This is a genomic window from Candidatus Zixiibacteriota bacterium, assembly GCA_040753875.1.
Classification (GTDB): domain Bacteria; phylum Zixibacteria; class MSB-5A5; order GN15; family FEB-12; genus DATKJY01.
Genome location: JBFMDV010000005.1, coordinates 445,559 through 471,488, shown reverse-complemented (window position 1 = coordinate 471,488; position 25,930 = coordinate 445,559). Strand labels below are relative to the sequence as shown.

The 25,930-nt window shown below is 55.2% G+C and carries 22 protein-coding genes and 2 tRNA genes; 14 read left to right on the top strand and 10 right to left on the bottom strand.

The window, feature by feature from the left end:
- Positions 1-6: 6 nt before the first annotated feature.
- The 7 genes from AB1644_03610 to AB1644_03580 are packed head-to-tail and all read right to left on the bottom strand — an operon-like array spanning position 7 to position 5,750.
- On the bottom strand, positions 7-1,839 hold the full coding sequence (locus tag AB1644_03610; GenBank protein ID MEW6050132.1) for an NADH-ubiquinone oxidoreductase-F iron-sulfur binding region domain-containing protein: 1,833 nt from the start codon (positions 1,837-1,839) through the stop codon (positions 7-9).
- Between the two features lie 13 nt (positions 1,840-1,852).
- Positions 1,853-2,320, bottom strand: a complete 468-nt coding sequence (locus tag AB1644_03605) for an NAD(P)H-dependent oxidoreductase subunit E (GenBank protein MEW6050131.1) — start codon at positions 2,318-2,320, stop codon at positions 1,853-1,855.
- Positions 2,317-2,880 carry a 2-oxoacid:acceptor oxidoreductase family protein gene (locus AB1644_03600; protein MEW6050130.1) on the bottom strand — a complete coding sequence of 188 codons (564 nt, stop codon included), beginning with the start codon at positions 2,878-2,880 and terminating at the stop codon, positions 2,317-2,319. The genes AB1644_03605 and AB1644_03600 overlap by 4 nt, the downstream gene beginning before the upstream one ends.
- Positions 2,880-3,632 carry a thiamine pyrophosphate-dependent enzyme gene (locus tag AB1644_03595; protein MEW6050129.1) on the bottom strand — a complete coding sequence of 251 codons (753 nt, stop codon included), beginning with the start codon at positions 3,630-3,632 and terminating at the stop codon, positions 2,880-2,882. Before AB1644_03595 ends, AB1644_03600 begins: the two co-directional genes overlap by 1 nt.
- Positions 3,629-4,744: a 3-methyl-2-oxobutanoate dehydrogenase subunit VorB gene (gene vorB, locus AB1644_03590; GenBank protein MEW6050128.1), complete on the bottom strand. Its 1,116-nt coding sequence runs from the start codon at positions 4,742-4,744 to the stop codon at positions 3,629-3,631. Before vorB ends, AB1644_03595 begins: the two co-directional genes overlap by 4 nt.
- 20 nt (positions 4,745-4,764) lie before the next feature.
- Complete coding sequence (locus AB1644_03585) at positions 4,765-4,998, bottom strand: 4Fe-4S binding protein (GenBank protein MEW6050127.1); 234 nt, start codon at positions 4,996-4,998, stop codon at positions 4,765-4,767.
- A complete protein-coding gene (locus tag AB1644_03580; GenBank protein MEW6050126.1) occupies positions 4,983-5,750 on the bottom strand; it encodes a cobalamin biosynthesis protein CbiA in 768 nt (255 codons plus the stop codon). Before AB1644_03580 ends, AB1644_03585 begins: the two co-directional genes overlap by 16 nt.
- Before the next feature lie 232 nt (positions 5,751-5,982).
- Between AB1644_03580 and AB1644_03575 the strand changes: the two genes are divergently transcribed.
- From AB1644_03575 to AB1644_03560, 4 genes are all read left to right on the top strand, one after another.
- Entirely contained in the window at positions 5,983-6,807 is an 825-nt protein-coding gene (locus AB1644_03575; GenBank protein ID MEW6050125.1) for a hypothetical protein, read from the top strand.
- Between the two features lie 24 nt (positions 6,808-6,831).
- The gene (locus tag AB1644_03570) at positions 6,832-7,599 is read left to right on the top strand and encodes a citryl-CoA lyase (GenBank protein ID MEW6050124.1); all 768 of its coding nucleotides are present in this window, start codon (positions 6,832-6,834) and stop codon (positions 7,597-7,599) included.
- A gap of 63 nt (positions 7,600-7,662) precedes the next feature.
- On the top strand, positions 7,663-9,735 hold the full coding sequence (locus AB1644_03565; protein ID MEW6050123.1) for a hypothetical protein: 2,073 nt from the start codon (positions 7,663-7,665) through the stop codon (positions 9,733-9,735).
- A gap of 20 nt (positions 9,736-9,755) precedes the next feature.
- On the top strand, positions 9,756-10,616 hold the full coding sequence (locus tag AB1644_03560) for a fibronectin type III domain-containing protein (GenBank protein ID MEW6050122.1): 861 nt from the start codon (positions 9,756-9,758) through the stop codon (positions 10,614-10,616).
- A gap of 43 nt (positions 10,617-10,659) precedes the next feature.
- Here the strand turns inward: AB1644_03560 and AB1644_03555 are convergent, their stop codons facing one another.
- A complete protein-coding gene (locus AB1644_03555) occupies positions 10,660-13,896 on the bottom strand; it encodes a T9SS type A sorting domain-containing protein (GenBank protein ID MEW6050121.1) in 3,237 nt (1,078 codons plus the stop codon).
- A gap of 163 nt (positions 13,897-14,059) precedes the next feature.
- Between AB1644_03555 and AB1644_03550 the strand changes: the two genes are divergently transcribed.
- Positions 14,060-14,920, top strand: a complete 861-nt coding sequence (locus tag AB1644_03550) for an NAD(P)-dependent oxidoreductase (protein MEW6050120.1) — start codon at positions 14,060-14,062, stop codon at positions 14,918-14,920.
- 379 nt (positions 14,921-15,299) lie between these two features.
- On the opposite strand, the gene AB1644_03545 is transcribed toward AB1644_03550, so the two are convergent.
- Positions 15,300-15,929 (bottom strand): MarC family protein, encoded by a 630-nt coding sequence (locus tag AB1644_03545; protein MEW6050119.1) that lies wholly within the window; start codon positions 15,927-15,929, stop codon positions 15,300-15,302.
- Between the two features lie 182 nt (positions 15,930-16,111).
- On the opposite strand from AB1644_03545, the gene AB1644_03540 reads away from it, so the two are divergent.
- The 9 genes from AB1644_03540 (at position 16,112) to AB1644_03500 (ending at position 25,137) form a co-directional block, all read left to right on the top strand.
- Positions 16,112-16,546, top strand: coding sequence for a type II secretion system protein (locus tag AB1644_03540; GenBank protein ID MEW6050118.1), 435 nt, complete (start codon positions 16,112-16,114; stop codon positions 16,544-16,546).
- Positions 16,547-16,665: 119 nt separating this feature from the next.
- Positions 16,666-17,163 carry a YciI family protein gene (locus tag AB1644_03535; GenBank protein ID MEW6050117.1) on the top strand — a complete coding sequence of 166 codons (498 nt, stop codon included), beginning with the start codon at positions 16,666-16,668 and terminating at the stop codon, positions 17,161-17,163.
- Positions 17,164-17,644: 481 nt separating this feature from the next.
- Positions 17,645-17,718: transfer RNA gene (locus tag AB1644_03530), tRNA-Pro, on the top strand.
- Positions 17,719-18,354: 636 nt separating this feature from the next.
- Positions 18,355-19,953 (top strand): FlgD immunoglobulin-like domain containing protein, encoded by a 1,599-nt coding sequence (locus AB1644_03525; protein ID MEW6050116.1) that lies wholly within the window; start codon positions 18,355-18,357, stop codon positions 19,951-19,953.
- Between the two features lie 107 nt (positions 19,954-20,060).
- Complete coding sequence (locus AB1644_03520; protein MEW6050115.1) at positions 20,061-21,248, top strand: class I SAM-dependent rRNA methyltransferase; 1,188 nt, start codon at positions 20,061-20,063, stop codon at positions 21,246-21,248.
- A gap of 327 nt (positions 21,249-21,575) precedes the next feature.
- Positions 21,576-22,481, top strand: a complete 906-nt coding sequence (locus AB1644_03515; protein MEW6050114.1) for a 4Fe-4S dicluster domain-containing protein — start codon at positions 21,576-21,578, stop codon at positions 22,479-22,481.
- A complete protein-coding gene (gene nrfD / locus AB1644_03510; protein ID MEW6050113.1) occupies positions 22,474-23,739 on the top strand; it encodes an NrfD/PsrC family molybdoenzyme membrane anchor subunit in 1,266 nt (421 codons plus the stop codon). The genes AB1644_03515 and nrfD overlap by 8 nt, the downstream gene beginning before the upstream one ends.
- A 109-nt stretch (positions 23,740-23,848) precedes the next feature.
- Entirely contained in the window at positions 23,849-24,883 is a 1,035-nt protein-coding gene (locus AB1644_03505; GenBank protein ID MEW6050112.1) for a cytochrome c3 family protein, read from the top strand.
- Positions 24,884-25,063: 180 nt separating this feature from the next.
- A tRNA-Arg gene (locus tag AB1644_03500) sits at positions 25,064-25,137 on the top strand.
- A gap of 109 nt (positions 25,138-25,246) precedes the next feature.
- Here the strand turns inward: AB1644_03500 and AB1644_03495 are convergent.
- On the bottom strand, positions 25,247-25,789 hold the full coding sequence (locus tag AB1644_03495; protein MEW6050111.1) for a hypothetical protein: 543 nt from the start codon (positions 25,787-25,789) through the stop codon (positions 25,247-25,249).
- Between the last annotated feature and the right edge of the window lie 141 nt (positions 25,790-25,930).

Below are 25,930 nucleotides of genomic sequence, written 5' to 3'. Positions count from 1 at the left end.
GTCATCCTACGAAACCAGAATCGCGTCATGTTTGCAGACCGCCACGCAGGCGCCGCATTTCTCGCACTTGTCCTGGTGGATGAAGTGCGGCTTTTTCTTTTCGCCCGTGATCGCATTGTAGGCGCAGGCGGTAATACAGGCGACACAGCCGGTGCATTTGTCTTCGATAACTTCGTACTTGATCAGCGCGCGGCAGACCCCCGCCGGACAACGTTTGTCTCGAATATGCGCGAGGTATTCATCGCGGAAATACTGGATTGTCGACATAAGCGGGTTCGGCCCCGACTTGCCCAGCCCGCATAGCGAACCCACCACCACCATCTTGGAGAGTTGCTCCATCTTTTCCAGGTCCGCCTCTGTCCCTTCGCCGTTGCAGACCTTCTCGGTAAGTGCGTGCAGTTGATACAACCCCTCGCGGCACGGCGTGCATTTGCCGCATGATTCGGCAACAAGGAAATGGAGGAAATATCGGGCGACATCCACCATGCAGGTCTTGTCGTCCATGACAATCATACCGCCGGACCCCATCATCGAGCCGACCGCGGTCAGCGAATCGAAATCAACCGGCAGATCAAGTTTGGATGAGGGTAAACACCCTCCCGATGGCCCGCCGGTTTGCACCGCCTTGAACGGTCGGCCATCGATAATTCCGCCTCCGATATCGAATATAATCTCGCGGAGAGTTGTCCCCATTTCCACTTCGATCAGGCCGGTGTTGCGCACTTTCCCGACAAGGGAGAAAACTTTGGTGCCGGTGTTTTTGGGGGAGCCAATTTTGCGAAACCAGTCTGCGCCGTGGCGGATTATCAGGGGGACATTGGCATACGTTTCAACGTTGTTAAGCACGGTAGGCTGGTCATACAGCCCCTTGACCACCGAGCGAACATACTTGGCGCGCGGCTCGCCCACTTCACCTGCCACCGATTTCATCAGTGCCGATGATTCCCCGCATACGAACGCGCCCGCACCACGGGCAATCCTGACATCGAATGTAAAATCAGTTCCAAGGATATTCGCCCCGAGCAGCCCCACCTCGCGGCAGTCACTGATCGCTTTCTGCAAGTGAATCACCGCCAGCGGGTATTCTTCGCGCACATATATATACCCCTGTCGGGCCCCGACCGCGAACGCCGCAATCATCATCCCTTCCAGCACCGCGTGCGGGTCCCCCTCCATGATGCTCCGGTCCATAAATGCGCCCGGGTCCCCTTCGTCGCCATTGCAGATGACATAGTGCACGTCCGACTTCACGTCACGGCACGTGCGCCACTTTTTGCCGGCCGGGAATCCGCCGCCGCCGCGTCCGCGCAACTCTGATTTCGAGATCTGATCTATCACCTGGTCCGGTGTCATTTGCAGTAGAACTTTCGCCAGCGCCTGATAGCCGTCAACCGCGATATATTCGTAAATGCTGTTGGCGGCAATCTTCCCCAGATTCCGCAGCGCAATCCGTTTCTGATGAGAGAAGAATTTGACATCGGGATAGTGTTCTATCTTGTGGCCGTTAGTGGGATCGGCATACAACAGGCTGTCGATAATCTCCCGCCCCTCAATCGACTTCTCAACTATCGCCGGCACATCCTTGGCCTTGACTCGCGTGTAGAATATTCCTTCCGGTTCAATCACCACCAGCGGCCCCTGCTCGCAGAACCCATGGCAGCCGGTTTCCTTTACCGCCTCGACCGAAAAGTCCTTCACCTTGCGTTCGCTTAGAATCTTTTCGAATGCATCAACAATCTTCCGCGCGCCGTTGGCCAGACAGCCGGTGCCGCAACAGACAATCACCTTGTGCGGATACGCAGCCTGCTTTTGCGTGTACTCCTTTTGAAGGCGCGTCAGCTCTTTGGGCGACTCAATTCGCACGCTTGTCCACCTTCACAAGTCGTTTGGCGCCGGAGACATTGACCCCTCCGTGATACTTTTCGTTTACAATGACAACCGGCGCCATGGCGCAGGCGCCGACACAGGCCACTACCTCAATCGAGAACTCGCCATCCTCGCTGGTTTGCCCGGCTTTGAGCTTGAGGGCGTTCTCAATCTGGTCCTGAATCAGCTTGGCGCCCCGGATATGACAAGCCGTGCCGACACAAATCCGCACTACGTTCTTCCCCTTGGGATTCAGACTGAATGCGTTATAAAACGTCGCTACCGAGAACACTTTGCTGAGAGACACATCGAGCTGCTTCGCCGTCGCAACTAGCGCTTCACATGGCAGGTACCGAAATTCTTTCTGGATATCCTGAAGCACCATGATCAGCGACTCGGCGCTCTGCGGATGGCGGCCGAAAATCTCCGGGAGTTTGCTCAGATCGTGATTCATGCCCGAGCCTTTACTCCGAGCGACTCTTGTGCGAACTTGTATCCTTGCTCCAACACGGTAAGGTTCACCTCGAGGATCGTCTTTTTCCCACCCAGCTTTTCGTGAATCACTTTCTTCACGGTCTCGTACGAAACCAGTCCGGTTGCACCGATGAACGCTCCGAGGACCGTGATATTGGTCGCCTTGCCGTTGCCGGCATCGATTGCCATCTGGCTCGCCGGAATGTACACCTGCTGGAGGTCGGTCCGGTCGCTTTTCACATTGATGAGGGAGGAGTTCACGATTATCAGCCCGCCCGGTTTCACCCTCGGCACAAACTTGTCAAACGATGGCCGGTTAAACACGCACACTGCCTGTGGCGTATTGATAATCGGTGAGCCGATCCGCTTGTCGGAAATGACAACCGTGCAATAGGCCGTGCCGCCGCGCATCTCCGGGCCGTACGATGGTATCCAGACCACGTTCTTGCCCTCCTTGATACCGGCGTAGGCGAGAAGCTGCCCGGCGACCATAATCCCTTGACCGCCGAATCCGGCCAAAGTGACCTCGTACTGCCGCATCAGTCGGCCCCCGAGTTGTCGGGCGTCTTGAAGCGTTTAATCGGGTAGTACGGCTCCAGATTCTGTTTCACCCATTCGGTCGCGCTTGACGGTGTCAGCCCCCAGTTGGTCGGACAGGTGGAGAGTACTTCGACTAGCGAGAAGCACCGCCCCTCTGCCTGATATTGAAACGCCCGCTTGATCGCTTTCTTGGCTTGTATGATATGCATGGGGGAGTGCACAGCCACTCGTTCGAGATACAATGGTGTCATCAGGCTCGAAAGCAGTTCGCACATGCGTATTGGCATACCTGTCTGTGCCACATCCCGTCCGAACGGGCAGGTGGTCGTAATCTGCCCGGGCATTGTCGTAGGGGCCATCTGGCCGCCGGTCATTCCATATATCGCGTTGTTCACGAATATGGTAGTAAATTTTTCACCCCTATTGGCCGCGTGCACAATTTCCGCCATGCCGATCGAAGCCAGGTCCCCGTCCCCCTGATATGTGAATACGATCATGTCCGGTCGCAGACGTTTGAAGCCGGTGGCCAGCGCGGGAGCACGTCCGTGCGGCGATTCCAGGAAGTCCGTATTGAAGTAATTGTACGCCAGCACCGAGCAGCCCACCGGCGCCACGCCCACCGTACGCTCACGCAATCCAAGCTCGTCAAGCGATTCCGCGACCAGCCGGTGTATCACTCCGTGCGTGCAGCCGGGACAGTAATGGGTGACCACATCCTGCAGTGACTCCGGGCGCTCGAATGTCGTCTTCAGCTTATCCACGTTTCACCGCCCCTTCTTGTGGGCAACCCTTTGCCGCTTGCAGTGGTCACCAGTCTGAGAATCTGCTCTTTAACTTCTTCCGGCGATGGCACAATGCCGCCGGTGCGGCCGAAGAACTTCACCGGCTTGGCTCCGCACACCGCCTTTTCGACATCTTCGAGCATCTGTCCCATGCTCATCTCGATCGTCAGCACCGTTTTGATATTGGCGCGGTCAACCTCCGCCTTCAACTCTTTCTCCGGATACGGGAAAAGTGAGATGGGACGGAACAGTCCAACCGAAACGCCATCCCCTTCGAGCTCGTCAATCGCCGTCTGGCAAATGCGGGCCATGGTACCGTACGACACAATCAGAATTTGGTTGTCCGGTTTGACCTTGTATAATTCGTATCGCACTTCCTCGGACTTCATCTGCTCATATTTCTTGAACAACTGGATATTGTTGTTCTCGAGTGCGACCGGATCAAGGAAGAGTGATTTGATAATCAACGGCCGCCTGCCCTTGGCGCCGGTCGCCGCCCAGGTCTTTTCCGGAAGCGGTGATTCCTTGTACGTTTCGGGAAACTCGACCGGTTCCATCATCTGGCCAATCATCCCGTCCCCTATCAACATGACCGGATTCCGGTACTTGTCCGCCAGATGAAACGCCAGCATGGTCAGATCGACTGCTTCCTGGATGGTCGATGGCGCCAGCACCAATACTCGGTAGTCACCGTGCCCCCCCCCTTTGGTAGCCTGGAAATAATCGGATTGTGCCGGAAGAATGCCACCCAGTCCGGGCCCGCCCCGCATGATATTTATCAACACCACCGGCAATTGCGCGCCTGCGATATACGAGATTGCCTCCTGCATCAGACTGATGCCGGGACTCGATGAGGTAGAGAAGACCCGTTTCCCGGTGGCTGAAGCGCCGTACAACATGTTGCCGACTGCCACTTCACTCTCTGCCTGAAGGAACACGCCGCCAACTTCAGGCATCCTCTTGGACAGATACTCGGCGACCTCGGTTTGAGGGGTAATCGGGTAGCAAAAGTAATTGTTCGCTCCGGCGCGCAACGCGGCCTCGGCGATTGCTTCGTTTCCTTTCATCAGAATCTTGGCCATATCAACCGTCCGTCCCCCTCTCAATAATCGTACAGCACGTACATCTGCCCGTTGTGATGCACGGTAATCGCCGCATCCGGACAGGTAATCGCGCAGAGGCGACACCCGATACAGCGCGAGGGGTCATGCATCTGCGCATAGAAATACCCGCGCAGCGTGATTTCCTTGGACATCGAGAGGATCTTCTGCGGACATGCTTTCACGCAGAGCTCGCACCCCTTGCAATGATTCTTGTCTATTACAACCCCTGGCATCGGCGATCTATCCTCAGTTTTGGATCGGTCCAGGTGGACCCTTTCCGCTCCCAGGGTTTAGTCAGTGCGCGGTCCAGCAGCAGCACTGGGACTTGAAGTTCGGAACCACTCAATAGAGAAGCCAATTCCTTCGTTACACTCAGGAATCGAACCGGCAAACCGGTTTGATCACTCACTCTTTGGGCGAGCCGTAGCCCCGCCATTACTGTCTCGGCAGTAGTGTCATCCATCAGGTGAGTGTTCGATATGATGCCGCTGAACTGCAGCCGACAGGCCGTTTCGATATCGGCCATCATCTTCAGCGCGCCGGTTACATCAGCGGTGAACGGGCGTCGCTCATTGAGTACCAGCAGAAGCTCGTACTCTCCCCGTGTGAACGCATCAGCCAGCGAGCTCAGCACCCGCGCGCCGACATCGTCACCACCAACGTCAAGTATCAGTGTGCCGGTCTTCGCTTCGATAGCCGCGCGAATCTCTGGAATGATAATGGGGAGTTCCGAATGAACTTGTTCGCCGGCCGGAATCAGGCACTTGACCCCGAATGCCTCAAGCTCGGCGGCGGCCTCCCGTGATCGAAAATACGGATTAACTATATCCAGATCCGCGATTGCGATAGGACCAGAACCGGTCTTCGTCAAAAGTCGGGCGAGGTTGACTGAAATCTCCGATTTGCCGCTCCCGTACCCTCCAACAATGATAATGACGTGCTTGCTGAAAACTGGACCCGGGAATGTTATCTCATTATCAGTCATAGACTCTCCGAGGTCTGCGATGTCGGTCCCTGTAGCCTCAGCACTGGTCAACATGTCAGTGTCGAATTAGAACAAATATCGTCCTAATTCTCTCCATTGGAAATATCGCCATCCCGGTCCGTGAAGTCAAGCCGTATTGTGAAAAAATTAACGATTTGAATCTGGTTGACAGCCTGCCACCGGCTCATTATGCTCTTATATGTTATTGAGTTATAAGAAAATAGGATTTGGCTTGGTCCGATTCTCCGTCGCGTTGTCGTTGGGTAACCGCAAGCGGCTCGGTCTGGTATTAGTGGCTTCCGCACTTCTGATGACCTTAGCTGTCGTTATTGGCGTTGGTTGCGGCAAGGGAAAGGACGAGACATCTGTCTTCAATGATCCCAGTTATGCTGACTGGAAAACATACACGTTACAAAACGTCAAGATTTACTATCCGCCGGACCATGTGTTCGAAAGTCAATTCCCCGAAATTGCGACCAATTACGTAACGGCGACGACGAAAATCTGCTCGCTCCTGGGAATGGATCCCCCTAAAGACACTATCGTTATCTTCTATTACACCGGCTACGGACAGGGGCGCGATATGACCGGTCAGGAATACCCTTTCGTGAAAGATCATGTCATTTACTTCTGGCTCCCCAGCTTCCTGGGCCCGACACTGGTCGACTGGCTCCTGCCGTACTGGGAAAAACGTGAGCCCGCGTTTCCGTTCCTCAAACACGGCATTCGCTCGCTGTTTGATTTCTCCGGTCAAAACTACCACAAGACCACCACGGGATACGTTGACGACAGTTCTCTTATCCCGCTTGCGAAACTGGTCGGCGACACAGCCGTCAACAGCGACACCGAGCGGTTACAGTCCGGCGAAGCGGCCTCGTTCGTAGCTTATATTCTGGCTTACTACGGAGCCGCGCGCTTGAAAACGATGTGGGAGTCCGACAAACCGTTCGATCAGATGGTCGAGCAGTTGTTTTACATACCGGTTGATTCGCTGCAAACGGTGTGGGTTGATTTTGCACGGCAGAACACGCCGCCAGACACGGCCGCTGCCAATTAGAGACATGAACGGGAAGGTTTGTCTATGTCAGACGTTGAGTGGAAAACAGCCATCACCGATATCGGTCCCGGCAAGATTCGCGTGCGCGGTTATGATATCGCCGACATCATGGAGCATCTATCGTACGCCGAAACCGTATATCTGATTCTGAAAGGGGAACTGCCGACCAAAGCTGAGGCGGCTTTGATGAACGCCATACTGGTTTCCTCTATCGACCACGGTGCATCGCCGCCATCGGTGCTCGGCACCCGAACCGTTCTCTCCGGTGGTAACTCGCTTAATGCCGCTATCGCCGGTGGTGTGCTGGTCATTGGTGACACGCACGGCGGCGCGATCGAGCAATCTGCGAAAATTCTGCAAGAATGGTCAAAGAAAGACGCCTCAGTCGAGACACTTGCATCGCAAATAGTCGACTGGCTCGAGCAATCCAAAAAGCGGATGCCCGGCTTCGGCCATCGATTGCACAATGTCGATCCTCGTACGGGCAAACTGTTCGAAATCGCGGCGCGACACGGCTACAGTGGACGACATATCGACTTGTGCAAAGCTCTGGAAAAAACGCTGGCCACGAAACTCGGCAAGGCGCTTCCGATCAATGTCGATGGCGCCATCGCGGCGGTCATTTCGGACATGGGGTTCGACTGGCGGCTGGGCAAGGGGTTCTTCATCATCTCTCGCACACCCGGTCTGCTGGCCCATGCCTATGAAGAGCTGACTCGCGAGAAACCGATGCGCAAACTCGGCCCGATGCCGTTCACATACGATGGTCCGCCGGAGCGGAAGATCGACTGACACCGTCTTGACCTGAGAACTGATGACCGATGTTGGCGCGTTTTGTTCATCGGAGTTTTGCCTGTGAGTAAAACGCGCTTTGCGTTGTTGCTGTTGGCGCTCTTTGCTGTTGCCACATTCCTCCGCCTCTATGACCTTCGCGCCGACCCACCGGCCTATTTTGCCGACGGCAGCCAGGACCTCACCACCGATGGCGCCTATCTCACTCTCCATGCTCGGAATGCCGCGCTCTTTGGCACCTGGAATCCCTTTGGCTATCACCATTGGACCGCATTCAAAGTGTCATTAGTGTCCGGACTCAGCTACTTGCTGTTCCAGGCGCATGGTGTCTCGCGTGCGGTGTCCGATCTGGCCGGGGTAATCCTGAATATACTGGCGTTAATGATTTTCATCGTCGCTCTGTCGAGAGTGAAACGGCCGGAAACGGTACTCTTTACAGCGTTCTTTCTGTGTACCAGCTATCTCGTGTCGGTGTACGGACGACAACCGTTCACCGAGAACGGCCTGTTATTCCTGGCTGCCCTCGCGTTCTGGGTCTACACACGGTGGTTCGATGCACGCTGGGGCAAACTACTGGTCGGCATCTTAGTAGCCCTGTGTGCATTCCTCGGCAAGCTGTTCGGCCTGCTGCTGATCGCCGGCCCGCTCTGGTACCTGCTCGTTACCGAGAAGAGGGAGAGACTCAGAAGTACTCTTTGGCTGTTTGGTCCAACGCTGTTGGTGTCGCTCCTGTTTGTTGTAGCCTTCTATCGCGAGCAAGGGGTCCTGTCGTTTCTTTGGGAACACGGGGCCGGAGAACACGGCTCACCGCATGGATTCAGTTTGCCGCTTGGGTTTTTCGAAAACCTGATGTCGTTCGCAAGGAAGGACCTTCATCGTCTGACGCCGGTGATCAGCGGGCTTGCCTTTCTTGCGGTGATTTCCCGGCTACTTTCCAGCTCAAGAGAGCAACCGCCCGACAGATCTTCGATATTCATGCTCGGCTGGCTGACGACTACTATCATCGTGCTGTCGCCATTCAACTACCGACCGCTGCGTTATCTTTTCGTTCTCGCTGTTCCTATGTCACTCCTGGCCGCAGAATTTCTTGCCAATCTGGCACATACGAAAATCGGATCGGTCAAACGGCTTGCCTGGTGGCGCTTCCTTCTCTTGCTCATGACCTTTTGGTATGCGTCTACCCACGTGCTTGTTCTCTTTATGGTCAGAACCGGTGACGCCGCAGAGTATTATCGCCTGGTGTGGTACGCACTACCGGCGGCCCTGCTTCTCTCGTTGGCAGCATATGCGCTCTTCTGGAGACGGACCGTGACCATCGGTCCTTGGATTGCCGGAGTGACAATCGCAGCGGCGCTGGTCTTGTCAGTGTTCTCCGACGCCCGTCTTGTGCAACAATGGTGGTCCAATCGAACCTACGGTATCGCCGAGGCGAATGCGACGATTCACGAGATCGTGGGCGAGGATGCTGTTGTCAGCGGCCAGTACGGTCCGGCCGTCACACTCAATAGTCACATTCGGGCCTTTCCCTTTTTCCTTACACCCGACATGCAGGACACTCGCGCCCTGTTATCGCAGTACCCTGTCACGCATCTGGCCGTCACCGCAACCGATTGGCAAATGCTCGCGAGAAAGTCTCCTGAGCTGGCCAAAGGGCGCCTGATCGAGAATTTCTGGCTTCGCGACAACCTCATGTCGCTGGTGCGGGTGGAGAATCTCTTCGGCAATCCATCGGCCTTGAACTACGTCGAAACGGAGTTCGAACGAGGTGTCGATTGGTTGTATAAGAAGAGGCCGGACAGCGCGCTGGTATCGTTCGATCGTTTTTTGATGAACCATCCGCGAAACAAGGCGGCCTTGCTTGAAAAGCACTATCTCCTGGCGACCTCAAACCTACGGGCTTGTCAGCCTATGGTCGATACGCTCTCCACGTATTATCCGACTGACTTCACCATATGTCTGCTCGCCGCGGTGTACTACAAATGGCTCGCCGCCCAGACAAACGCGCCCGAGTACCAGACGCGGGCCGATCATTTCTACGAGCTGGCTGTGACCTTCAATCGCCCCAACGAATCAAACCTCCGCCGCATTTACCAGCAGTTCAGCCCGCGTCAGCTTACCGCTCCGCCGCGCTTCTGACACTGATCGAGAGGAACTCTATGATCTGCAAATACACCTGTGTATCGTTATTCGCCGTCCTCCTCGCACTTCTGCTTCTCGATACCGGATGCGGCCCCAAGCCGAAAACGGTTCTTACGCCCCTCAACATGGAGCCAAGCCCGCTACCACGGATGCTCCCATACGACTTGCATGTCGATGTGGCGTACGGCAAGATGACTGTCGCCTGGCGGACTCACGGACTGGGGATGATCTCCGGCTACAACGTGTATATATCACCGTTCTCACTCGAAGGTGCACCGTTGGACAGTATCAGGCCATTCAATGTCACTCCCTATCCCGGCGACACCAATCCAGATGACAGCATGGTGACATTCGAAGCCGAGCCACTTGACAACGGCGTGAAGTACTATGTCAGCGTGCGCGTGCTGTATCCCGATGGCCGCATGTCGGCCCCCTCGAACGAAGTCACAGCGGTATGCGGATTCCGTGGCGAGATCGAGATGCCGGTCCGTTTCTCGGGTGACAACGATGGCTTCTCTTTGTCTCAGGGGAAAGCCGTGAGAGCCGATTCTCCGGACAACGACCTCTATTTTTTCACGAACGACAGGAAAGATTACCTGGCTTCGCCAGTCCGCCTGGGGGGATTCCTCCGTGAAACCAAATTCGCGGTACTGTCCGTGATGGGGACCTGGCAGCAGTTGCGCGAAAGCGTGGTGGCGCTGAATGCAACGCCAACCAACGACAAAGCAGCCATTAGGCCGGGCCACTGGCTGTTGTTGAAAACGGCAGATGAAACCCACGCTCTGGTTCAGGTGCTGCGTGTGAGTGGGAAAGACAAGGACCGCAAGTTGCTACTTTTTGTCGCCCACTGTCCGCTGAAGGGGGAGTTGATCTTCTGATCGTCCCACCTATGTCGGATGGACGCTCTTCAACGACCGTTGCTCATTTGAGCAAGAGCATTTTCTTCGAGATCGTCTCCTGGTCCGTCTTCAAGCGATACAAATAAATACCCGTTGACACTTTGTGCCTGGCATCATCGTCACCACCCCATTCGATCCGGTACGTGCCTGAAGGTTTTTCTTCATTCAACAATGTCCGCACCCGCTGACCGAGGATGTTGAATATTTCAAGCGTGACGTGAGATTTCCGCGACAGCGAATATGAAATTGTGGTCGTCGGGTTGAACGGGTTGGGATAGTTCTGGGCGAGCAAGAATCGCTCGGGCAGGGTTCCTTCTTCATCCGCCAAGTCGGTTGGAGTGGGGGGAAGAATCCAGTGAATCAAATCTCTCGCCTGGTCCGGCTGCATGTACCAGAGGTGAAAACCGAAGGTGTAGGTGGTATTCTCACTGATCGCAATCGGCTTAAACCTGAGTCCGACTGTCTCCGATTCGTACAAAGACGACGGCGGATAGAGCGAGCGATACACATGGATCGGCTCGGCGCCGGATACCGGCTTAAAAACCGCGACTGCCGGCGCCGAAGTTCGCGGCCAAAATTGCTGAAAAGTGGCCAGGAATGGGTATCGCGTGGTGTCGTAGTAGCTTGCAGGGATTCCAGTGGTTAACGGCTCCGCCCAATTGAAGCCGAGCAGCGAATCGGTGGCAAGCGACAGATTGTTGAACCAGTAGTAGTAGTAGGGGACACCCATTACTGAATCGACACCGAAAACGGACTCGACGAGATCCTCTTCCCAGCCGAGGTTCACAAAGCCGTCGATCGGAGCTGACTCCAAACGCCGAAACGGACTGAAGCCACCGAAATAGGCGAGAGTGCCTCCGGTTCGCGAGTATCTCTGAAACGCCTGCCAGGATACCGACCAGTGCGGTGACAGGATGGCATCTTTCATGCCATCGTCGATTATCACGAGTCTATATCGAGACAGATCGCGCCAATCGAGACAGTTGGGGTCCCGCGAGGGGCAGGAGGTAGACACAGTGGTGTCGTAGAGAAAGTAGAAGTCAAAGTCATAGCCCTGAAGGATCGACTGATAAAACTGCCGGATGGTATCGACAGCAACCTGCATGACCGCCGGGCTGGGCACAGACTTCGTCACTACGAGAATGTCCCTGGTTCGTGATTCAGGAATACAGGTCACTATAGGGGCAGAGAAATTCGACTCGATACCAGCTGAATCGACCGCGGATAGAACGTACATCATCCCTTCCCCCATTGCCGTGTCCGTAAACCGAGCCACATCTGCCGAAACCACCGCATACGGCACCATCGCGTAATAATAGACCGCCTGCCCGTCAACGAGAAACGAGTCCCGAAGCGGTATCAGCGAATCCAGTCCGCTGCAACTGTAGTAAGGCAGTCGCCGTGACGACGCCTGCGCCGTCGACTCGAACCTGTACACATGATACTCCATCGCCTCGGTACCGGCAGTCGGACTGAATTCCAACGTGAACGGCTCGCCGTAGGCGACGAACAGGTCGCCATCGATAAGTGTCGAGCAAGTAACGGTGGGTGCCGCCGGGCGGTCGTCCGGTCGCGGCACGAAAACCGGTGCTCCCAACTCCCCTGACTTGCATGCAACCCGGGTCGAGATATTCAGCGCGTAGAACCTGTCGGGGTCGAGTCCCCTGATCCTGTATCGAGAAACGCGTCCTACTCTCGCATGAACGTGATAATCACCTGGCATGTACCAGGGCGGCACTATGCCCGGATACGGCAAGGCAGAGTCCGGTACCTCAGCTACATAGATATTGTACCCCGTTACTTCGCTGCCAAACGGCCACGGGTCCCAGGTCAGAACTACCGAATCACGGTCACGGTATGCAACCGTCAGCCCGGAGACCGGTGTCGTGGGGATCAGCAACGATTCCGTCAGCGTGTCGGAGCGAGCGGCGTTATCGATAAGCTGATCGAGATTCAGATTAGCCAGGTACAGATTCGGATCGACGGCGAGATTATCGAGATTGTCCGGTATATGGTGGATGGAACTGCCGGTGAACGTTGCGAATTGTAGTACGATACTCGAATCCGGCGGCAGCTCGAACGGGCCCACCGATATGAGCATCCGGACATCGCTGTCACAGCCGTACGGCGTTGGTCCAGTGGGTATCGGATAACGCCATACCGGATCAGTCGAATCTATTGTGCTGATGAGTACTTCATCGTAATCCCATTCCGGATAGCTCAGAATGTGATACTTGTTTCTGTCGCCGACCGGAGTTCCGATGCCACCGGTGCCAAAATCGAAGCTGTCCGCCTTCTGCCTCGGTCCAAAATCACAGGTAGGGTTGCCGTTGCTGATCCACCAATTGAAGTTAGTGTCGGCGAATGGGACCGACGTGCGGAGTATTTTCACCGCAAATGCTCGCGGCACACAAGTGGGTGCATCGAACGCGTTGTCAACGGGATCTCCGTCGTTGTCGATAATGTACGCGATTCGCTGATCCTTCAGCGAGCCCGCTGCATCATCGCGATATCCGTTCGGAGGAAGATCAATGGTGCGATTGTACACGTCGGCGTCGAAGAACAGCCCTGCGTATCCGTCGTGGATGGTGTGGCTGTTGATATTGCTGACGATCAGATCGTAGAGCACGGTTTGGTCGTAAGGTGCGACATCCAGCGTGTGACTCCGAAGTACGACTCGCACGCCGAGCGGGATGTGAGGACGTCCGGTGAGCCAGTCATCATCAAGAATGATGCCAGGCACAGAAACCGTAAAGGTGTCGGTCGCCTCAGATCGTAGTGACGTTCCCAAATGCGATCTGAATTGTGTGATGCTCGCCCCGCGGGTTGGTCCATTAGCAGGATAGAATTCTCGGCTCTGATACCATCCGTCTGCAGCTACCGAGACGAGTGTGTCATTCCCGACAATCCCACCGATCCAAACGGCGCCGCTGAAAAGATAGTCGTTGTGGCTGTACGGCGGAGTCTCAAACGAGGGCACTGTACATCCAAAGATGTCGCGACCGCACCAAGAGTACCCCGTGCCGAGCTGCCCGTACGAGTTGAAAGAAGCGCGCAGGTCTTTGGTGCTCTGCACCCCCACGCACCAGGGCCACAGGCCAGGACAAAAATCGGACCACGTCGTCATCGAAGAATCCGAACAGTCGGTGATCGTCTTATCCGAAGCCTGGACAGTTTCCAAGTCACGCGACCACGCAGCAGTTGAAAGAGCGACGGTCGCAATCAAAGTAACCCAGATGGCCGTTAGAGAAGTTCTCATGTGCACCTCCCGCTATTCGAGAACCGTTGATGCTTCTCCCAATAATATATATGCAAGTCCACATCCCGCCAAGCCGTTTTGTCAGGTGGCTTCTCTTTCGTTTCCCCGTTGCGCCCGGCAGGATCCTGTAGCATCTTGACGATTCAAAAGCAGGGGTTGTGTAATGAAAACTGGATTCATCGGGCTCGGCTCGCTCGGTAAGGCAATGGCTAACCGCCTCATCGCACAGGGTGTCGATCTCATCGCGTGGAACCGCACGCAGACCAAAGCGGACGACCTGAATGTCGAAATTGCTGCCACTCCAGCCGAGCTGGCCACACGCACGGAGATCATTTTTCTCAGTTTGTTTGGAAGCGATGCCGTGCGCGAGGTGCTTCAGGGCGAGAACGGTCTGCTTGCGGCCGACTGCCATGACAAGATCATAGTCGATACCACCACTAACCACTATCTGAGCGTGATGGCGTTTCATGAAGAGTTGACTCAGCGAGGCGCCTGGTATCTCGAAGCGCCTGTTCTCGGAAGTGTCGTACCGGCTGCACGAGGTGAACTCGTGGTCCTGGTCAGCGGTCAGAAACCTCCATTCGAGACCGTTCGGCCGCTCCTGGAGCACCTGTCGCGACAGATCTTCTACCTGGAACCCCCGGGCCTCGCCACCAAGATGAAACTGGTCAATAATCTCGTGCTCGGTTCGTTCATGGTGGCGATCGCCGAGGCGATCGCTCTCGCCGAGCATGCCGGCATTTCAAGAGGCTCTGCCCTCGATATCCTGGTCGCTGGAGCCGGAAATTCCGCCCTCCTGAATGCCAAGAAATCCAAACTACTTGAAGAGAATTTTGCCGTCCAGTTCTCTGCGGCGCTTATCCACAAGGACCTGTCGTATCTTGAGGACCTGGCGCTGTCCGTCCGATATCCGATGCTCATGGAACCGGTTGTGAAAAAACTGTACGACCAGTGTGTCGCGGCTGGGATTCAGGACCTGGACTTCTCGGCAGTGTACAAACTCCTCAAGTCCCGTCGCACGTAGGCAGTTCTTCCCGCAAAAAAAATCACCCAATAGCCTGGTATCCTGGAGGCAATTGGGTGCTTCGACCCTCTACCGCGTAAGTTAAAGGGTGTTACGTACGTTCCCCCTGCTGAGAACCCCGCGCTGTCAAAGAACTTTCGCCTCGCAATGCTCCGTAAGCGTGTAGCTCTCGCCCACGGACGCACGCAAAATTCTGTGTAAACAGAAGTCAACTTCCGTGCCAAATATCGCGGGAAGAAAACGTTGTCAGAATGGCTTGTTGGTCAAGCGGTTATGACTTGACACCAAAACGAGTCCCCGCCAGGTTGCGGTGGAACCTACCACAAACGACGTGTCCTATTGTGGTGTTTCGCACCACACGCTCGGTCAGGGTGAGCGACTATGGCGTCCGTTGAAACAGTTCTTGAGCCCCCGTGGCGACAAACTCGACCGCGATAGCCGCAAGCAGCAGTCCCATAAGGCGAGTCAGATTATTAAGGCCCGTGCGGCCGAGCTTGCTTGAAAGGGGAATGGACAACCGCAGGCAGAGCCAGACAACCAGTGCTACCAGCAGCACGCAGAGCCCCAGGAATCCTCGAAATCCCCAGCCTGCTCCGGCATGCGCGTAGATGATAACCGTGCTGATCGCTGCCGGTCCGGCCAGCAACGGCACCGCCAGCGGTACCACTGCCACGTTCTCCTTATGCTCGGCTTCCTTGGCTTCTTCGGGAGACTGCTTGCTGCCGGAGATCTTGGCGTTCATCATCGAGAGCGCTGTCATGAACACGAGTATCCCGCCCGCTACCCGGAATGAAGCGATGCGAATACCGAAGAAATCAAGCATCGGTTTCCCGGCAAAGATCGCGCCGATCAACACCAGCGCCGCAAACAGAACCGCCACTCGCGCCGTGTGGGAACGCTCGTGTTCACTCTGGTTCCCGGTCAGCGAAATGAATATCGGGATCGCGCCGAGTGGATCCACAATGATGATAATCGCTGTCAGGATTTCCAGGTATTCGCGCCAGGACACGACAAAACTCCACGTATAGTTGCCGGCCGAAAATACGAGTGGCTTCTCTCGCATGACAAGTAAATTGTTTTTGGAGGAACGACAGGTTGGGACGGGAGTCAATCGCCGATGATAAAGTTATCCATGTTGCCTGACGACAATATTAGGCAACAAGGCAACTCTCTTCTCGAATTGCAGGGCACATGAAATCGCACACGAACGGAAGAGGGGGATTCACACTTATTGAGCTGATAGTCGTGATCGTCATTGCAGGGACGCTCAGCTCGGTGGCAGTCGTGCGATACCGCGACCTGCGCAGCGCCACCCGCCAGGCGGTCACCAAAGAGTCTCTGGCGGCCATGCGCTCAGCTATCGTGCTGTATCAGACAGCACAGGCGGTACAAACAGGCACTCCCCGGTGGCCCACCTACGCCCAATTTCGGACTCCGGGCACCGTGCTCGTGGGGAAACTGCCCCCCAACCCATACCAGGCCACCAATCGAGCTCCAGATTCCGTCATCAACGGTAACAGCTTTCCCAAAGGGCGCACGCGCGGTAATCGCGGCGGCTGGGTCTACAAGCAATCCACCGGTGAAATCTGGGCCAACACGACCACCAGCCGTTCGAATACCTGGTGAGCCAAAGAGCGTTCCGTTTCAATTCGTCGATTCGTCTTTAGTGAACGACCGACGGTTCCTCTATTGTCCGATAAGCCACACCAATCTATCTTCCCTATGAAAAACACGGAGGATAGAACATGAACGTAATCGCAGTATTGTTTGCTCTGCTTCTTTCAGCAGGCTCGGCGAGCGATGATAGCGCTCGTACAGAGACCGATCAGGGGTCAAGTGTCACGTCAAAAATAAGCGCCACCGTTCAGGCCGATAGCGCGTCTCAACCCCCTGCATACGAGATGAAACGGTACTACATGGTGTTCCTGCGACGGGGCCCGAACTGGACAGCCGAGAGAACGCCCGAAGTGGAGACAATATCGTCAGGGCACATGGCCCATATCCTGCAAATGGAGAAGGACGGCAAGCTGGCGCTGGCCGGGCCGTTCTTGGATCAAAAAGCCACCGATGCTCTTGCCGGAATTTTCATCCTCGACGTGGAGACTGTTGAAGAAGCTCAGGCGTTGGCTGAGTCTGACCCGAGTGTCAAAGCCGGACGGTTCTCTGTCGAGATCATCCCCTGGCTCGGCCCCTCCACTCTGGCGGACTGCTTCAACCAGAAACCGGCAGAACAGGGCAAATGAGGGGAATACGAGGGGGAAATCGCTGGAATGGCATAATTCGCTTGGAATCGATAAAAAAACCTGACGGCTTTTTTGAGCCGTCAGGCCGGTTTAACTGTTGGGATTTGCCTAGCGCACCCCAACTATCAACTAGTCGAGGTGGCGACTAAGCAGCAGTCACCTCACATCGGTCGTTTTTCAATTTCTGGACCACCTCCTTTCTTGTGTACCCCTTATAACGTTATGGCGGGCTGTTGGTTCAACAAAAAACTTAATGGCGCCGACAATATTTTCTATGGGCCTGACCAAACGTTCCTTAGGTCTTGACCAGATGGAAAAGGGGGTACCCGATGGTCCAGTGATGGCGAAATTGGAACGACCGGACACTCGAACGGTGGCTGTTTTCATAGGGGGAAACTGTCGTTTTCCCTCTGAAACGGACGCATTGGAGCCTTGACAGCCAGAGAGAGCCGGTCTATTATCTTCTTTTCAGAGTAGAGATCGGGGTGTAGCGCAGCCTGGTAGCGCACCTGCTTTGGGAGCAGGGTGTCGGAGGTTCAAATCCTCTCACCCCGACTGGCTTGCCAGTTTTACCGCTTCGCGTCGCTTGAGAGAGATGTGCACGGAGAACACACCGCATCGTTGTCCTTTCCACTTAGCAATTCGTAGCGCACCCGAAGGGTGATGAACTCCGGTAAGGCTGACAATTCGCAGCCTCTCCGTACCCCATTCAAAAACTGCATAACTATTGTTTTACCCATGCAGTCATTATCTCGTATGACGATGGAACTGTAGCAGTCGACAAATCCAGGGCGTAGGTCGTGGTTTCATGCGGCCAAGGTTTGAGAGTCCTCCGAGACAGACGTTCATGTTCGCCAGAAGGGGAGTTAAGATTGACTGTGCATCCGCAGCATGAAACCCGACACTTAGGGGGATTCAGAAGACACTTAGAGGGATTCAGAAGTGATGTCGGGTTTCTCGCTGTGTTTCTGTTGCGATGACGGATGCTTGAACCATGTTCTGTACGAAGCGTGCGGTGGTTGAAGCCAATTCAACCGCTCGAAACGCCGACCTACAACTCCTTTTCTATTTCAGCCTCCGCCGTATTGCTCACCCTGTGGAACAGCTACGTGACTTGACAGATTTCCGTCTTAGAGTATCTTGGTTATAGTGCAGGCAAAGCTCCATCTTTGTGTGTGATAGGCGTACTCAATGATCTGCGATTCAGCCTTGGCGCGATATTTCGGATTAGCGTTTCGCAAACCCACTGTTCCACACATCATCTTGTTGTCAGCGTGTCTTGGCGGGAGCATCTTCGCCGATACACCACAACTCCTAGGCATCATAAAGGCCGACACGACCAACGTACTGTTTGGGTCAGAGCTTCTTCCCTTGAGAGACCAGGATGGTGATGGAATCAACGAACTTATTATCTCCAACGGCCGTGGCTCGAACTACTTGTACCGCGGCGGGAGGTCATTCGACACTCTTCCGTACTGGAAATTCGACAGTACTAATTCTTATGGTGGTGCTGGAGATGTGAATGGCGACGGTTGGGACGACTTGATGCTCCGGGGTCGCTCTTCGTTTGGATGGAAAACAGGCGTGTACTATGGAGGCCCCTTGCGTGACACCGTTCGGGATTTCAACCTGGGGGCTGACGCTAATCCGCCGGACCTGTATCCGATGATCGGGAAGGATCTAAATTCCAATGGTTTTGACGAAATCATCATTGACCGCTTTAACTTCGGTGAGGTACAGATCTTTGAGATCGGTGCAGGGCAAGACACCCTACTCGACATGATACTAAGGCAACATGAATTGCCACCCGTGTCGGCGGGCTCTTTCGGTTATCAAACTGCTCTGGGTGATTTCAACGGTGACGCTAAACAGGACCTGGCCGTCAGTCATATCACGCAGGTGAGCCAACCGAACAAGGGCCGCGTGTATCTCTATTGGGGAGGCCCGGGCTTTGACACTCTACCGGATTTCACCATTTACCGCCGGGGGCCGTATGACACGGTCTTCCACAGCTCCAACAACTTCGGCGAAGTAATGACCTGCCCTGGAGATCTCAATGGGGATGGGTACGATGATTTGTTCGTCAGTAGTGGATTTCAGGACGACACTGGCTGGTTCTACTTTGGCGGACCAGTTATGGACACCGTTCCTGACCTGTACATGACCATGATGCCTAACCACGCCGCCCCGGCCGGAGATATCAACGGTGATGGCTATGCTGATCTCATCGTCAGCCATGCCACTGCCTGGTCAGGCGAAGGTTTTGTGCTGGTATACTACGGCGGGCCAAATGTTGATGCGCAGTGGGACATCGGCCTGTTTGTTGGCAACGAGCCAGGGTATCACATTTACTGGGGCATGGATGTGGCCGGTCTTGGGGACTTCAACGGCGACAGCATCAACGACTTCGCCTTCACGACGTACAACGAATTTACCCAAGGGCTTGTCTATATTTATTCGGGAACGGGCGTAGCGACAGATGTCGAGGAGCCGGTTGGGGATACAAGTGATTACTCTTCCATTGGGCTTAGAAGTTATCCCAACCCCTTTAACCAATCGACCACAATCAGCTTGGGACTGAAACGTTCTGCTCAAGTGAGGCTTGCCATCTACGATGTTCTGGGCAGGGAAGTGGCCGTGTTAGCCAATAAACGCCTGTCAGCAGGGATGCACGAGTTCCCTTGGCATGGCGTGACGTCCAATGGTTCACCAGTGGCAACTGGTGTCTATATGTGCCTCGCAACAGTTGACTCAGTCAAGGAGACCCGAAAACTGCTTTTCTTAAAATGATCTGACCACGGAACCAAGCAAGGACAGACATTGTAGCGCGGAACCGCTTCTGGTTCCGCGTCCCCGATTTGCTTGCACTCCGCCCACCCCAACCGTACCTTCACTCCATGTATCCCATCCTCACACTCAAACCCAATAAACTGACCACGATCACCCACCATCACCCGTGGATCTTCTCCGGAGCTCTTAAGGACAAGCCACAAGACGTTCCCCACGGCTCGCTCGTGTATGTCGCGGGGCCGGACGGCTCTATACTCGGCACCGGCACCTATTCGGCCAAATCGATGATCGCCGTGCGTGTGTTCGAGTTCGGCCAGACCGCCATAGACCACGGCTGGCTGACGCGTAAGATCAGAGAGGCGAATGGAAGGCGCGCTATTCTCGGCTACGGCCCATCAACCGATACCACCGGCTACCGCGTAGTGTTCGGTGAATCGGACAACATACCCGGGTTGATCGTCGACCGCTACGCCGACACTATCGTCATCCAACTCTCCACCGCCGGCGCTGATGCCATGCGTGACGTAATTGTCAACGTATTGGTCGAACTGTTTCATCCGCGCTCGATTATCGAGCGGAGCGATCTGCCGGTGCGCAGGGAAGAGGGGCTGAAGGAACTCGTCTCGGTTCGGTACGGGGAAGGGCCCGGCGAGGTCGAGTTCAGAGAATATGGTCTTCGATATGCCGCCGACATCATGCATGGCCAGAAGACCGGCTTCTACCTCGATCAGAAAGAAGTGCGCCGCGAGATCACCACTCTCACCAGGCACCATCGCGTTCTCAACTTGTTCAGTTACACCGGCGCCAACGGAGTAGCCGCTCTGAACTGCGGGGCGGAGCTCGTGCATCATGTCGACAGTTCTGAAACAGCGTTGCCGTTTTGCCGCAAACAGGCGGAACTCAACGGCCTGGATGCCGCAAAGGTGCAGACAGAGTGCGCCGATGTTTTCCAGTGGCTGAATACACACGATGAGCCGTTGTACGACACCGCCATCCTCGATCCGCCTGCACTCATCAAATCACAGAAGGATATGGAGAACGGCCGCAAGGCGTATCATTTCCTCAATCGCGCCGTGATTCGGATGGTGGCTCATGGCGGGCTTTTGGTCAGCTCCAGTTGCTCTGCTTTCTTCACCGAGGATGACCTCATCATGACCCTCCGAAAAGCATCGATTCAGGCTGGCGCTAATCTCCATTTGCTGAAAACCGTGCGCCAGGCGCCGGACCACCCGTTATCCGTCTATTTCCCCGAATCTGCATACCTCAAGACCGCTATTTGTCAGGTTTCGCGGTAATCTTTTCTTTAGAACGAAAAGGGTGGATTTCGTTCCTTTTGTCACAAGCTTATGGTAATCCTTGCCTTGCAAGGTCGATGCTATCCTGAATTTGGAGTCGCGGCAAACGGGGCTGCGCAAATTGCTCACATCTGGTCGATAACTCCATGGAGTGGCTGGAATTAGGAGAGAAATCGAAAATTGTTCTTTTTGTCCCCGTTTTCGTTGACAGCGCTCAAGTAACATAGTATACTAAGTCGATGATGATAGTATCGGCGATAGCGTTGTGAATGATTTCACAATTAAGGAGCAAATCGGTCTCCTCTTGGTAACGGAGGATTGAGACACGTGGATATACGGCGACGCGACTTCTTCAAACTGACCGCGCTCGGCTCGGCGGCCTTGGTAACCGGCTCGGCGAATGCCTCTGAACATGTCGCCGACCCCGACTACGACGAGATGTACGGCGTTCTGGTCGACACCGTGGCCTGTATCGGATGCCGCAAGTGTGAGTGGGCCTGCAACGATGCCAACAAGCTCCCCACGCAGGAACTGAAAGCATTCGAGGACAAATCTGTATTCCAACAGCACCGTCGTCCCGACGCCAAGGCGTACACTGTCGTCAATCAGTTCGCTTCACCGGTCGACCCGGATAAAAAGTTCAGCTTAAAAGTCCAGTGCATGCACTGCAACGGTCCGGCGTGTGCCTCCGCCTGCATTGTCGGTGCGCTCCAGAAGACCGAGCAGGGACCCGTGGTATACGATGCCTGGAAATGCATCGGCTGCCGTTATTGCATGGTGGCCTGCCCGTTCCAGGTACCGGCGTATGAATACGCCAACGCCGTCGATCCCCAAGTCCGCAAATGCACGTTCTGTTTCGAGCGAATCACCCAGGAGGGGAAGAAACCGGCCTGCGTGGCGATCTGTCCCAACGAGGCACTTACTTTCGGAAAGCGGGGCGATCTTATCGAACTCGCCCACAGCCGGATGAATGCCAACCCCGGCCGATATGTCGACCATATCTACGGCGAATACGAAGTCGGCGGGACTGCCTGGATGTATCTCTCCGCCGTCGATTTCAACAACACCGAACTTCCGAAACTGACCTCGCAACCGATACCCGACACGACCGAGACAATCCAGCACGGTGTCTTCAAGTCATTCGTCCCGCCGCTTGCGCTATACGGCGTGCTCGGCTTGGTAATGCACTCTCTCCGTAAAGATGGCGACCGGGAGGAGGCGAACCATGGGTAATCACGCTTCTGCCGCTCCGATGAAAGTGCCGTTTTTCACGACCGGAACGAAAGTCGTCTTCGCTATCATGCTGGCCGGACTGGCGTCCTATGCCTACCGCCTGATCGCCGGTATTGGCGCCGTCACCAATCTCGATGATCAGTTCCCCTGGGGAATCTGGATCGCTATTGATGTTGCCTCCGGCGTGGCGCTGTCGGCCGGCGGCTTCACTACCGCAGCACTTGCGGACATTTTCCACAAAGAGAAATACCACGTCATCGTGCGGCCCGCTCTGCTCACCGCCATGCTGGGCTACACGTTTGTCGTCATCGGCCTACTGGCCGATCTCGGCCGCTATTACAACGTCTGGCACCCCATGCTGCCCAGCATGTGGCAGGGGAACTCGGTGCTGTTCGAGGTCGGCATGTGCGTCATGATTTATCTAACAGTCCTCTATATCGAATTTCTGCCGATCGTGGCCGAGCGGTTCAAAAACCGCGTCAACCTGCCCGGCCCGCTGTCGGCATTGAACACGTTCGTCAACTCATGGCTGATTCTCTGCGAGAAATATCTTGGCCGATTCATCTCCCTGTTTATCATCGCGGGGGTCGTGCTCTCCTGTCTGCATCAGTCGTCGCTGGGAACGCTCATGGTGATCGCGCCCACCAAGATGCACCCGCTTTGGTACACGCCGATATCGCCATTGATGTTCCTCCTGTCTGCGATTGCGGTCGGTTTTCCGATGGTGATTTTCGAGTCGATACTGGCCTCACGAAGTTTCAAACTTATTCCGGAGACTCCGGTCCTGTCCTCAATTGCCCGCTATACGCCGATTCTGCTCGGTGTGTATTTGGCCATCAAAATTGGAGACCTGACCCTTCGCGAGGCCTGGCCCTTGGTTTTCGAGGGATTGACTCAGTCGATCATGTTTCTCATAGAATTGCTTATTGGCGTGGTGGCGCCAATCGTGCTTTTGTCTATGTCCAAAGTACGACACTCGGTCGCCGGTCTTTTTTCTTCGGCAAGTATGGTGATTTTCGGCGTGCTGCTCAATCGTATCAACGTGTTCCTGGTCGCATACAAGCCGCTTTATCCGACGAAGACCTATTTCCCGTCGATTTTCGAAATACTTGTCACCGTCGGATTGGTATGCGCTCTGGTGCTCGTGTATCGGTTTGTTGTGCTCAATTTCCCGGTGATTACGGGGCACGAAGACACCTCTGCCCGGCAGCCGTCCGTTTCCGCACCGGTGGTTATCAAAGCGGGGAAGGTGAACTGAGATGTATAGGAAAGACAACGTGAGACTTGTCATCATTGTGCTTGCAGGGTTAGTCTTCGCACCGTTGGCTCAAGGCTTCGAGGATTCCGCCCAATCGAGCATGCCCAAAATGAACTGCTTACAGTGCCACACGTGCGAGGTCCCGACCGCCAAAGACAAGTGTCTGAAAGCCTGCCCCAGTTTGTCGATGACGCACGTGACGGCAGCTCACCAGCTCTCCGAGGCCCCTGATTCGATGCTTCTTGACGAGCTGGCATCTGAATACCAGCCGGTGCACTTCAATCACAAACTTCACGCCAAGATGGCGCAGATGGGACAGAACTGTGTGACCTGCCACCATTACAGCCCGTCGGGTCGAGTCCCTCCGTGCAAGGAGTGTCATGCCAACGAGGGGGGAGCCGTAAACCTGAGGCAACCGAGTCTCAAAGGGGCCTATCACCGGCAATGCCTGTCGTGCCACCGTGAGTGGAGTCACGATACCAAATGCGTGATCTGCCACAAGCCTAACGGCAAGACCAAGACGTCCGATACGGTGGCTGACTCTACCGACATCATGGGAAGCGCGCACCCGATCATCACCGAGCCCGTGAAGAAAGTGTACCAGACGCCGTATCAGCAGGGGCCGGTGGTGACCTTCCAGCATAAAGAGCATATCGACCTGTTTGGGCTCCGGTGTGTGGACTGCCACAAGAAAGAGAACTGCAGCTATTGCCACGACATCGACAAGCCGGCCAAGCTGGCCAAGACGCAGGAGGAGGTTCACGCCGTCTGCAACGATTGTCACGGAAAAGCGGTGTGCGACAAATGTCACGACAATCGGGAGCGGCCCGGATTCAACCACGAAAGCACAGGCTGGGCGCTTGGTACCTATCACGAAGACCTGGTCTGCCGTGCCTGTCATCCGACCGGCAAGCGGATTGTGAAAATGAACAACCAGTGCAGCAATTGTCACAGCGGTTGGAATCCGGCCAATTTCAAACATGCCGTTACCGGTTTGCGGCTCGATGAGATCCACGCCGAAGTGGACTGCACCGATTGTCATGCGCAGCGGAAATTCGATGCGCCCCCCACGTGCAGCGGGTGCCACGATGATAACCGGCATTTCAAAGACCAGCCGCCGGGAGAATATGTAAAGCGGATGTAACGCCCGGGCGGTTACATCTGCTTGAGAACACCGGCAGGGGGTTACCACCCTGCCGGTTTTTGTTTGTGGTAACGGGCGTCTGGACCTGAGCCTCTTGGACCTGCGAACAGTCCATTTTAGTATTGCCCTTTCGTCCTAATCCGAGCTATCATACACGTCAGAATAAGAGTGGCAAGCCACGCCCCCGTAGCTCATGTGGATAGAGCATCTGCCTTCTAAGCAGAGGGTAGCAGGTTCGAATCCTGCCGGGGGTATGTTGTACATCGTGCCAGTTTATAGCAGGCGGGGACCCGGTCACACGCCGATTCAGATATGGCAGACGACACTGCTTCGCGGTCTGGCCGTGCCGGTGTGGTACTGGTTTCAGAGGACCCTCTCCAGCAACGGGTTTGTTTCACGGTGCGTTCGATTATTCAGAAGCGCCTGTGCAACTTGTTGAACCGCTTCAGGCAAATCGGTTTGTTTTACATAGACGAGCATCGCGTGAATTCGGTTGACGCGGCACTTAAGGCGGCGCCTGAGTTGCAGGTATCTGTAGTGGAGTCGGATGGCGGCCAGGAGTTCCGTATCAGTGATGTCTGGGTCGTCGTCGCAGTTGCCGGGAAACAGTGAGGCCGGGGAATTGTCAGCCCGTTCGATTTGCCAGACGCAGTTGGCAATGCGCCGGGCCAGGAGGCATTCGAGCGGGGAGTGCGGGTCAAGATTGTTCACAATGGCGTTGCAGAGAGAATCGTATTTTGCCTGAGTCTCGGAGACGCGCGGCGATGTGAGGACGATCTTTTTGGCGTAGAGGCCGTGTTTGACGGCGTTCTGGGAAACTCTGGCTTTGCCTTCGCGGGTTTTTGGACCGGTCGATTTCCGGGCGTTGCGACGGTTAGCCTCGATTTGTCTAAGGGAAGTATGCATGTCGAGCGCTCCTATGGCTTTTGCCAACAGGCGCCGGTACGGAAAAAGCAGTGAGTTAAGGGGGAATTTGCAGACGGAGGAAGAAACGCAACACGAAGGGGCTGTTGAAAAAGAGTTCGTAGCACACCCGAAGGGTGTTGA

What these genes read in the sequence shown, in the direction of transcription:
- AB1644_03570 (MEW6050124.1), top strand. Translation starts at nt 6,832, where the DNA reads ATGTCAGACGTTGAGTGGAAAACAGCCATCACCGATATCGGTCCCGGC.
- AB1644_03555 (MEW6050121.1), bottom strand. Translation starts at nt 13,896, where the DNA reads ATGAGAACTTCTCTAACGGCCATCTGGGTTACTTTGATTGCGACCGTC.
- AB1644_03505 (MEW6050112.1), top strand. Translation starts at nt 23,849, where the DNA reads ATGAACTGCTTACAGTGCCACACGTGCGAGGTCCCGACCGCCAAAGAC.
- AB1644_03535 (MEW6050117.1), top strand. Translation starts at nt 16,666, where the DNA reads ATGAACGTAATCGCAGTATTGTTTGCTCTGCTTCTTTCAGCAGGCTCG.
- nrfD (MEW6050113.1), top strand. Translation starts at nt 22,474, where the DNA reads ATGGGTAATCACGCTTCTGCCGCTCCGATGAAAGTGCCGTTTTTCACG.
- AB1644_03550 (MEW6050120.1), top strand. Translation starts at nt 14,060, where the DNA reads ATGAAAACTGGATTCATCGGGCTCGGCTCGCTCGGTAAGGCAATGGCT.
- AB1644_03525 (MEW6050116.1), top strand. Translation starts at nt 18,355, where the DNA reads ATGATCTGCGATTCAGCCTTGGCGCGATATTTCGGATTAGCGTTTCGC.
- AB1644_03600 (MEW6050130.1), bottom strand. Translation starts at nt 2,880, where the DNA reads ATGCGGCAGTACGAGGTCACTTTGGCCGGATTCGGCGGTCAAGGGATT.
- vorB (MEW6050128.1), bottom strand. Translation starts at nt 4,744, where the DNA reads ATGGCCAAGATTCTGATGAAAGGAAACGAAGCAATCGCCGAGGCCGCG.
- AB1644_03585 (MEW6050127.1), bottom strand. Translation starts at nt 4,998, where the DNA reads ATGCCAGGGGTTGTAATAGACAAGAATCATTGCAAGGGGTGCGAGCTC.
- AB1644_03560 (MEW6050122.1), top strand. Translation starts at nt 9,756, where the DNA reads ATGATCTGCAAATACACCTGTGTATCGTTATTCGCCGTCCTCCTCGCA.
- AB1644_03540 (MEW6050118.1), top strand. Translation starts at nt 16,112, where the DNA reads ATGAAATCGCACACGAACGGAAGAGGGGGATTCACACTTATTGAGCTG.
- AB1644_03495 (MEW6050111.1), bottom strand. Translation starts at nt 25,789, where the DNA reads ATGCATACTTCCCTTAGACAAATCGAGGCTAACCGTCGCAACGCCCGG.
- AB1644_03605 (MEW6050131.1), bottom strand. Translation starts at nt 2,320, where the DNA reads ATGAATCACGATCTGAGCAAACTCCCGGAGATTTTCGGCCGCCATCCG.
- AB1644_03520 (MEW6050115.1), top strand. Translation starts at nt 20,061, where the DNA reads ATGTATCCCATCCTCACACTCAAACCCAATAAACTGACCACGATCACC.
- AB1644_03580 (MEW6050126.1), bottom strand. Translation starts at nt 5,750, where the DNA reads ATGACTGATAATGAGATAACATTCCCGGGTCCAGTTTTCAGCAAGCAC.